This window comes from Pseudomonas sp. Sample_9 (assembly GCF_004307535.1).
In the GTDB taxonomy this organism is placed as follows: Bacteria; Pseudomonadota; Gammaproteobacteria; order Pseudomonadales; family Pseudomonadaceae; genus Aquipseudomonas; species Aquipseudomonas mercuritolerans.
Genome location: NZ_RAZO01000166.1, coordinates 1 through 8,029, shown reverse-complemented (window position 1 = coordinate 8,029; position 8,029 = coordinate 1). Strand labels below are relative to the sequence as shown.

Annotated in this window: 8 protein-coding genes; 5 read left to right on the top strand and 3 right to left on the bottom strand. The window is 60.8% G+C overall.

Annotated features, from left to right (window positions below; translation table 11 throughout):
* Window positions 1–227: 227 nt before the first annotated feature.
* The 3 genes from rho to D6877_RS09085 form a co-directional block, all read right to left on the bottom strand.
* The gene (rho, locus tag D6877_RS09095) at window positions 228–1,487 is read right to left on the bottom strand and encodes a transcription termination factor Rho (protein WP_003229334.1); all 1,260 of its coding nucleotides are present in this window, start codon (window positions 1,485–1,487) and stop codon (window positions 228–230) included.
* Between the two features lie 248 nt (window positions 1,488–1,735).
* Complete coding sequence (gene trxA, locus D6877_RS09090; protein ID WP_003206727.1) at window positions 1,736–2,065, bottom strand: thioredoxin TrxA; 330 nt, start codon at window positions 2,063–2,065, stop codon at window positions 1,736–1,738.
* A gap of 120 nt (window positions 2,066–2,185) precedes the next feature.
* The gene (locus tag D6877_RS09085; RefSeq protein ID WP_073471078.1) at window positions 2,186–2,893 is read right to left on the bottom strand and encodes a FadR/GntR family transcriptional regulator; all 708 of its coding nucleotides are present in this window, start codon (window positions 2,891–2,893) and stop codon (window positions 2,186–2,188) included.
* 256 nt (window positions 2,894–3,149) lie between these two features.
* Here D6877_RS09085 and D6877_RS09080 point away from each other — a divergent pair, with 256 nt between their 5' ends.
* From D6877_RS09080 to ppx, 5 genes are all read left to right on the top strand, one after another.
* Window positions 3,150–3,935, top strand: coding sequence for a transporter substrate-binding domain-containing protein (locus D6877_RS09080; protein ID WP_016772623.1), 786 nt, complete (start codon window positions 3,150–3,152; stop codon window positions 3,933–3,935).
* Window positions 3,936–3,956: 21 nt separating this feature from the next.
* On the top strand, window positions 3,957–4,625 hold the full coding sequence (locus D6877_RS09075; RefSeq protein WP_122612308.1) for an amino acid ABC transporter permease: 669 nt from the start codon (window positions 3,957–3,959) through the stop codon (window positions 4,623–4,625).
* Entirely contained in the window at window positions 4,622–5,272 is a 651-nt protein-coding gene (locus D6877_RS09070; RefSeq protein ID WP_016772621.1) for an amino acid ABC transporter permease, read from the top strand. The genes D6877_RS09075 and D6877_RS09070 overlap by 4 nt, the downstream gene beginning before the upstream one ends.
* On the top strand, window positions 5,259–5,996 hold the full coding sequence (locus D6877_RS09065) for an amino acid ABC transporter ATP-binding protein (RefSeq protein WP_007911148.1): 738 nt from the start codon (window positions 5,259–5,261) through the stop codon (window positions 5,994–5,996). The genes D6877_RS09070 and D6877_RS09065 overlap by 14 nt, the downstream gene beginning before the upstream one ends.
* 207 nt (window positions 5,997–6,203) lie before the next feature.
* Entirely contained in the window at window positions 6,204–7,706 is a 1,503-nt protein-coding gene (ppx, locus tag D6877_RS09060; protein WP_130910547.1) for an exopolyphosphatase, read from the top strand.
* The last annotated feature ends 323 nt before the right edge of the window (window positions 7,707–8,029 follow it).

Sequence of the window (8,029 nt, the reverse complement as noted above, 5' to 3'; positions counted from 1 at the left end):
CCCTCAAAATAGGCGTACATCCTACCTGCTCTGACGGGCAAACAGCAGCCCGTCATCGCTCGATTGTGGCCCCCGCGCTGCGGCGAAGGCGCAGGCCTTGAACTCGGGAGTGCGCTGCCGACGCCGAAAAATCGGCCCATCAACAGATATCCGTGATGGCCGCGAGATTTTTCGGGGCAAAAAAAACGCCCCCTTGCGGGAGCGTCCTTTGTTGAAACGCCAGCGTATTACTTGCGCTTCATCGACAAGAAGAACTCGTCGTTGGTCTTGGTCGTTTTCAGCTTGTCGACCAGGAACTCGATGGCGGCAACTTCGTCCATCGGGTGCAGCAGCTTGCGCAGAATCCACATGCGCTGCAGTTCGTCGTCGGCGGTCAGCAACTCTTCGCGGCGGGTGCCGGAGCGGTTGATGTTGATGGCCGGGAACACACGCTTCTCGGCGATCTTGCGATCCAGAGGCAGTTCCATGTTGCCGGTACCCTTGAACTCTTCGTAGATCACTTCGTCCATCTTCGAGCCGGTTTCAACCAGCGCGGTGGCGATAATGGTCAGCGAGCCGCCTTCTTCGATGTTACGCGCGGCACCGAAGAAACGCTTCGGCTTCTCCAGGGCGTGGGCATCGACACCACCGGTCAGGACCTTGCCGGAGCTCGGGATCACGGTGTTGTAGGCACGGGCCAGACGAGTGATGGAGTCGAGCAGGATCACCACGTCTTTCTTGTGTTCGACCAGGCGCTTGGCCTTCTCGATGACCATTTCAGCAACCTGCACGTGACGGGTCGGCGGCTCGTCGAAAGTCGAGGCAACCACTTCGCCGCGCACGGTGCGCTGCATTTCGGTCACTTCTTCCGGACGCTCGTCGATCAACAGCACGATCAGGTGAACTTCAGGATTGTTACGCGCGATGTTCGCTGCGATGTTCTGCAGCATGATCGTTTTACCGGCTTTCGGCGGTGCGACGATCAGGCCACGCTGGCCTTTGCCGATCGGCGCGCACAGGTCGATCACGCGACCGGTCAAGTCTTCGGTGGAACCGTTGCCGGCTTCCATCTTCATGCGCACGGTCGGGAACAGCGGCGTCAGGTTCTCGAAGAGAATCTTGTTTTTCGCGTTCTCCGGACGATCGAAGTTGATCGTGTCGACCTTGAGCAGGGCGAAATACCGCTCGCCTTCCTTCGGAGGGCGGATCTTGCCAACGATGGTGTCACCGGTGCGCAAGTTGAAGCGGCGGATCTGGCTCGGCGAGACGTAGATGTCGTCAGGGCCGGCGAGGTAGGAAGCGTCTGCGGAGCGCAGGAAGCCGAAGCCGTCCTGGAGAATCTCCAGCACGCCATCACCGGAGATTTCCTCGCCGCTTTTCGCGTGCTTTTTCAGCAGGGAGAAAATCACGTCCTGCTTGCGCGAACGGGCCATATTTTCTATGCCCATCTGTTCGGCCAATTCGAGCAGTTCGGTAATCGGCTTTTGCTTGAGTTCAGTCAGATTCATATAGGAATGACGTAATCATTTATGGAGGGGGGGAAATTAAGCTTTTGGCTTAATGAGGCCGCGCCGCGGAGAAGGCGACAGGATCGCGAACTAATTCGAAAAGGAGTGCGTCGGCGACGGCTAGCAGGGGGCATTGGAGAAACCAGTGCGGGGCCGAATGTACCACCTGAGTTTCGGAGCGTCTAGCCCTGAATACGCAAAAAGCCCCGCGATTTGCGGGGCTTTTTTTCAGCGTTTTACTGCGACGCTCAGATGTTGGCGTCGAGGAACGCCGCCAGCTGCGACTTCGACAGTGCGCCGACCTTGGTCGCTTCAACGTTGCCGTTCTTGAACAGCATCAGCGTCGGGATACCACGCACGCCATGCTTGGCCGGGGTTTCCTGGTTTTCGTCGATGTTCAGTTTGGCGACGGTCAGCTTGCCTTTGTAAGTCTCGGCAATCTCGTCCAGAACCGGTGCGATCATTTTGCAAGGGCCGCACCATTCAGCCCAGTAGTCGACCAGGACAGCGCCTTCGGCCTTGAGTACGTCGGCTTCGAAGCTAGCGTCGCTAACGTGTTTGATCAGATCGCTGCTCATGGAATTCTCCAGGTTGTAAGCAAAAAAACGTGGCCCATCATAGCCGCCCTTCCCTTGTTCAGGAAGCCGCAGATGATTGAGTGTTGCTATGGCCCTTGATGAGTTTGGGTATAGCTCAAGTCACGCCGTGGCGGGAGCGATGAAGGCGATTCCGGTGCGCAGGGCAGCGTTGCGCACGTGTTCCTGCATGGCTTTTTGCGCTGCTCCCGACGCACGGCGGGCCAGTGCGCGGAGGATCTTGCGGTGTTCCTGCCAGGTTTCCATGGCGCGCTCGGCGCGGATGAACGGCAGTTTCTGGCTCTCGAGAAAAATCTCGGCGCTGGCGGTGAGGATGCTCAGCATCGCCTGATTGCCGCTGGCCAGCAGGATCCGTCGATGAAATTCGAAGTCGAGTTTCGCCGCCGCTTCGAAGTCGCCGAGCTTCAATTGCTCGCGCATGGCCGCAACGTTGTCTTCCAGCGCATCCAGATCGAACGTGCTCAACGTCACCGCCGCCAACCCTGCTGCAAACCCTTCGAGCGCATAGCGCAATTGAAAGATATCCAGCGGTGATGCCTGCGCCGCAAACGACCAGCCTGGCGCGTTGTCGCCGCGCGACAATTCGACCGGTGACTGCACGAACACGCCCTTGCCCGGCTGAATGCTGACCACGCCCAGTGCACTGAGCGACGACAACGCTTCACGCAACGATGCCCGGCTGACGCCCAGTTGCAGCGCCAGATCCCGTTGCGAAGGCAACGCGTCGCCGGCACCGAAGCCCTGCTCGGTGATCAGTTTGCGGATCGCTTGCAGCGCCACTTCGGGTACGGCGCGGGAGATCGAATTCATGATGTGCGGACGCGTCAGGGCCAAGGTGCGGCTAGTTGTAAAGCTATTCGTCGAGTCCGGCAAGTCGTGCCCCAGCGGGGTTCGGCGCGTGCAGCCGATGCGCCATCGCAGTGCGAAAACCGAGCTGACTGTTCAGACCAGTAAGACCGAACGAAGCCGCTGGTGCCGCGGCCTGCCGGGGCGAAATCCGCCTGTTGGCACGGGCCATGCTCTGTCCGATCGCAGCAACCACTTCCCGCCGATCCGGAGATTGTCCATGACCCAGCGTTACAGCGCCCTCCTCGCTTCCCTGTTTGCCGGCCTGCTGCTGTGCCAGGCCCCCGCTCACGCCGACGGTCTGGACGACGTGGTCAAACGCGGCACGCTGAAAGTCGCCGTGCCCCAGGACTTCCCGCCGTTCGGCTCGGTCGGCCCGGACATGAAGCCGCGCGGCCTGGATATCGACACGGCGAAACTGCTCGCTGACCAACTAAAGGTCAAACTCGAACTGACCCCGGTCAACAGCACCAACCGCATCCCGTTCCTCACCACCGGCAAGGTCGATCTGGTGATTTCCAGCCTCGGCAAAAACGCCGAGCGCGAGAAGGTCATCGACTTCTCCCGCGCCTATGCGCCGTTCTACCTCGCCGTGTTCGGTCCGCCAGACGCTGCGATCACCAGCCTCGACGACCTCAAGGGCAAGACCATCAGCGTCACCCGTGGCGCCATCGAAGACATCGAGCTGAGCAAAGTCGCCCCCGAAGGCGTGACCATCAAACGCTTCGAAGACAACAACTCGACCATCGCCGCTTACCTGGCAGGCCAGGTCGATCTGATCGCCAGCGGCAACGTGGTAATGGTGGCCATCAGCGAGAAGAACCCCAAGCGCGTACCGGCGCTGAAAGTGAAGCTCAAGGATTCGCCGGTCTACGTCGGTGTGAACAAGAACGAAGCGGCGTTGCTGGCCAAGGTCAACGACATCCTCAACACCGCCAAGGCTGACGGCGCACTGGAAAAGAACTCGCAGACCTGGCTGAAAGAGCCGCTGCCGGCCGATCTCTGATCGACTGCGCGGGAGACCTTCATGGCTTATCAGTTCGATTTTTTGCCGGTGGTGGAAAACACCGACCTGCTGCTGCGCGGCGCTTTGTTCACGCTGGAGCTGACCGCCATCGGCGCGCTGCTCGGGGTCGGCGTGGGCATTGTCGGCGCGCTGGTGCGGGCTTGGCAGATTCGCCCGTTCTCGGCGATCTTCGGCGTCTACGTCGAGTTGATCCGCAACACGCCGTTTCTGGTGCAGCTGTTCTTCATCTTCTTCGGCCTGCCGTCGCTCGGCGTACAGATTTCCGAGTGGCAGGCGGCGGTGCTGGCGATGGTGATCAACCTTGGCGCCTATTCAACCGAGATCATCCGCGCCGGCATCCAGGCGATTCCGCGCGGGCAACTGGAAGCGGCTGCGGCACTGGCGATGACCCGCTTCGAAGCGTTCCGCCACGTCGTCCTGCTGCCGGCGCTGGGCAAGGTCTGGCCGGCGCTGAGCAGCCAGATCATCATTGTAATGCTCGGTTCGGCGGTGTGTTCGCAGATCGCCACGGAAGAATTGAGCTTCGCCGCCAACTTCATTCAGTCACGCAACTTCCGCGCCTTTGAAACCTATGCGCTGACCACCCTGATCTACCTGTGCATGGCGCTGCTGATCCGCCAGTTGCTCAACTGGTTCGGCCGGCGGTTCATTGCGAGGAGCAGCCAATGAGCGATTTCACTTTCTGGGACATCCTGCGCAACCTGCTCACCGGCCTCCAATGGACGCTGGCGCTGTCGCTGGTGGCATTCATCGGCGGCGGCCTCGTCGGCCTGCTCATTCTGGTGATGCGCATTTCGAAGAACACCCTGCCAAGCAGCATCGCCCGCACCTGGATCGAGCTGTTTCAGGGCACGCCACTGTTGATGCAACTGTTTCTGGTGTTCTTCGGTGTGGCGCTGGCCGGGATCGAGATTTCGCCGTGGATGGCCGCCGCGATCGCTTTGACCTTGTTCACCAGCGCCTATCTGGCAGAGATCTGGCGCGGTTGCGTCGAGGCCATTCCCCACGGTCAGTGGGAAGCTTCGTCGAGCCTGGCGCTCAATCCGCTGGAGCAGCTGCGCTACGTGATTCTGCCGCAAGCGCTGCGCATCGCCGTGGCGCCGACCGTGGGCTTCTCGGTGCAAGTGGTCAAGGGCACAGCGGTGACCTCGATCATCGGCTTCACCGAACTGACCAAGACCGGCGGCATGCTCGCCAACGCCACGTTCGAACCGTTCATGGTCTACGGCCTCGTCGCCCTCGGCTACTTCCTGCTCTGCTACCCCTTGTCCCTCAGTGCGCGCTACCTGGAAAGGAGACTGCATGCCTCTGCTTAGAATTTCCGCCCTGCATAAATACTACGGCGATCACCACGTACTCAAAGGCATCGACCTCAGCGTCGAGGAAGGTCAGGTCGTGGCGATCATCGGCCGCAGCGGCTCGGGCAAATCGACTCTGTTGCGCACACTCAACGGCCTGGAGTCGATCAACGACGGCGTGATCGAAGTCGACGGCGAATACCTCGACGCCGCCCGCGCTGATCTGCGCAGCCTGCGACAGAAGGTCGGCATGGTCTTCCAGCAGTTCAACCTGTTCCCGCACCTGACCGTCGGGGAGAACGTCATGCTCGCGCCGCAAGTGGTGCAAAAAGTACCCAAGGCCAAGGCTGCCGAACTGGCGCGGGAAATGCTCGAGCGAGTCGGGCTCGGGGAGAAATTCGATGCCTTCCCGGACCGCTTGTCCGGCGGCCAGCAGCAACGGGTGGCGATTGCCCGGGCCCTGGCGATGTCGCCGAAGGTGCTGCTGTGCGATGAAATCACTTCGGCACTGGACCCGGAACTGGTCAATGAAGTGCTCAGCGTGGTGCGGCAATTGGCCAAGGAAGGCATGACGCTGATCATGGTCACCCATGAGATGCGCTTTGCCCGGGAAGTCGGCGATAAATTGGTTTTCATGCACCATGGCAAGGTGCATGAGGTGGGCGATCCGAAGGTGTTGTTTGCCAATCCGCAGACGGCCGAGCTGGCGAACTTTATTGGCACGGTGGAAGCGACAGCCTGAAGATTTGCTGAAGCAGTTATGCCCTCTTCGCGAGCAGGCTCGCTCCCACATGGGAATGCGTTCACCTGTGGGAGCGAGCCTGCTCGCGAATGGCCGCGCCGCGATCCCCAGACTTTCTGCGCTGAATCAACGGTTTGAACCATGCGCGTTGGCGCCAGCGTTTGATCGTGGCACGATGTCGGGGTTATCGACCGAGACCCCCTGACCATGCCGCAATCCCAAGCCAAGAATCTGTCCCTGATCGCCGCAATCGACCTGGGCTCCAACAGCTTTCACATGGTCGTGGCCAAGGCCCAGAACGGCGAAATCCGCATTCTCGAACGCCTCGGCGAGAAGGTGCAACTGGCCGCCGGCATCGATGACGCGCGCCAGCTCAACGAAGAATCGATGCAGCGCGGCCTCGATTGCCTCAAGCGCTTTGCGCAACTGATCAACGGTATGCCGCTCGGTGCCGTGCGCATCGTCGGCACCAACGCCCTGCGTGAAGCGCGCAACCGTGGCGAATTCATCCGCCGCGCCGAGGAAATCCTCGGCCACACGGTTGAAGTCATCTCCGGCCGTGAAGAAGCGCGCCTGATCTATCTCGGCGTTTCGCACACACTCGCCGACACCCCAGGCAAACGTTTGGTCGCCGACATCGGCGGCGGCAGTACCGAATTCATCATCGGCCAGCGCTTCGAGCCGCTGCTGCGCGAAAGCCTGCAAATGGGCTGCGTGAGTTTCACCCAGCGCTACTTCAAGGACGGCAAGATCACTCCGGCGCGCTACGCCCAGGCTTACACGGCGGCGCGCCTGGAGATCATGAGCATCGAGCACGCCCTGCATCGCCTGACCTGGGATGAAGCCATCGGCTCCTCGGGCACCATCCGCGCCATCGGTCTGGCCCTGAAGGCCGGCGGCCACGGCAGCGGCGAGGTCAACGCCGAATGCCTGGCATGGCTCAAGCGCAAGCTGTTCAAGCTGGGCGACGCCGACAAGATCGATTTCGAAGGCATCAAGCCTGATCGCCGCGCGATCTTCCCGGCGGGCCTGGCGATTCTCGAAGCGATCTTCGACGCCCTCGAACTGCAACGCATGGACCATTGTGAAGGCGCGCTGCGTGAAGGCGTGCTCTACGACCTGCTCGGCCGCCATCATCACGAAGACGTGCGCGAACGCACCCTGACCTCGCTGATGGAGCGCTATCACGTCGATCTGGAACAGGCGGCGCGGGTCGAGCGCAAGGCCCTGCACGCCTTCGATCAGGTCGCCGTCGACTGGGAACTGGATGACGGCATCTGGCGCGAACTGCTCGGCTGGGCGGCGAAAGTCCACGAAGTCGGCCTCGACATCGCTCACTATCACTATCACAAGCACGGTGCCTACCTGATCGAGCACTCCGATCTGGCCGGCTTCTCCCGCGAGGATCAGCAGATGCTCGCGCTATTGGTGCGCGGGCACCGGCGCAATATTCCCAAGGACAAGTTCGCCGAATTCGGCGATGACGGCATCAAACTGATTCGCCTGTGCGTGCTACTGCGGTTCGCCATTCTGTTCCATCACATTCGCGGAACCCAGGCGATGCCGCAGGTAGTGCTGCATGCCAGTGGCGATCATCTCGATGTGGAATTTCCGGAGAACTGGCTGGATGAAAATCAGCTGACTCAGGCGGATTTCGGCCTCGAGGCCGATTGGTTGACGCGGGTGGGGATTATTCTCACGGTGCACTGAGTAACTGGCTGGCACAAAAAAGGCGATCCGTTAGGATCGCCTTTTTATTGGGTTTGGTTTGAGGAACTGCGTGAGCCTTGCCCCTCACCCCAGCCCTCTCCCGAGGGAGAGGGAGCCGATTTGTGGGCTTTTCGAATCCTGAAATCGACTCGGTATTGCGAGTCGGCGTAACCCTGACATCCACCTCGGTCAGTCCCCTCTCCCTCCGGGAGAGGGCTAGGGTGAGGGGCTTTTGCTCTTGGCTTTGCTTTAGCTGCTGACAGGCAAGATCGGGCTGCCCAACCGCTCCAGCAACGTCGCCTGCGCACTGCGCGGGTTCTGGT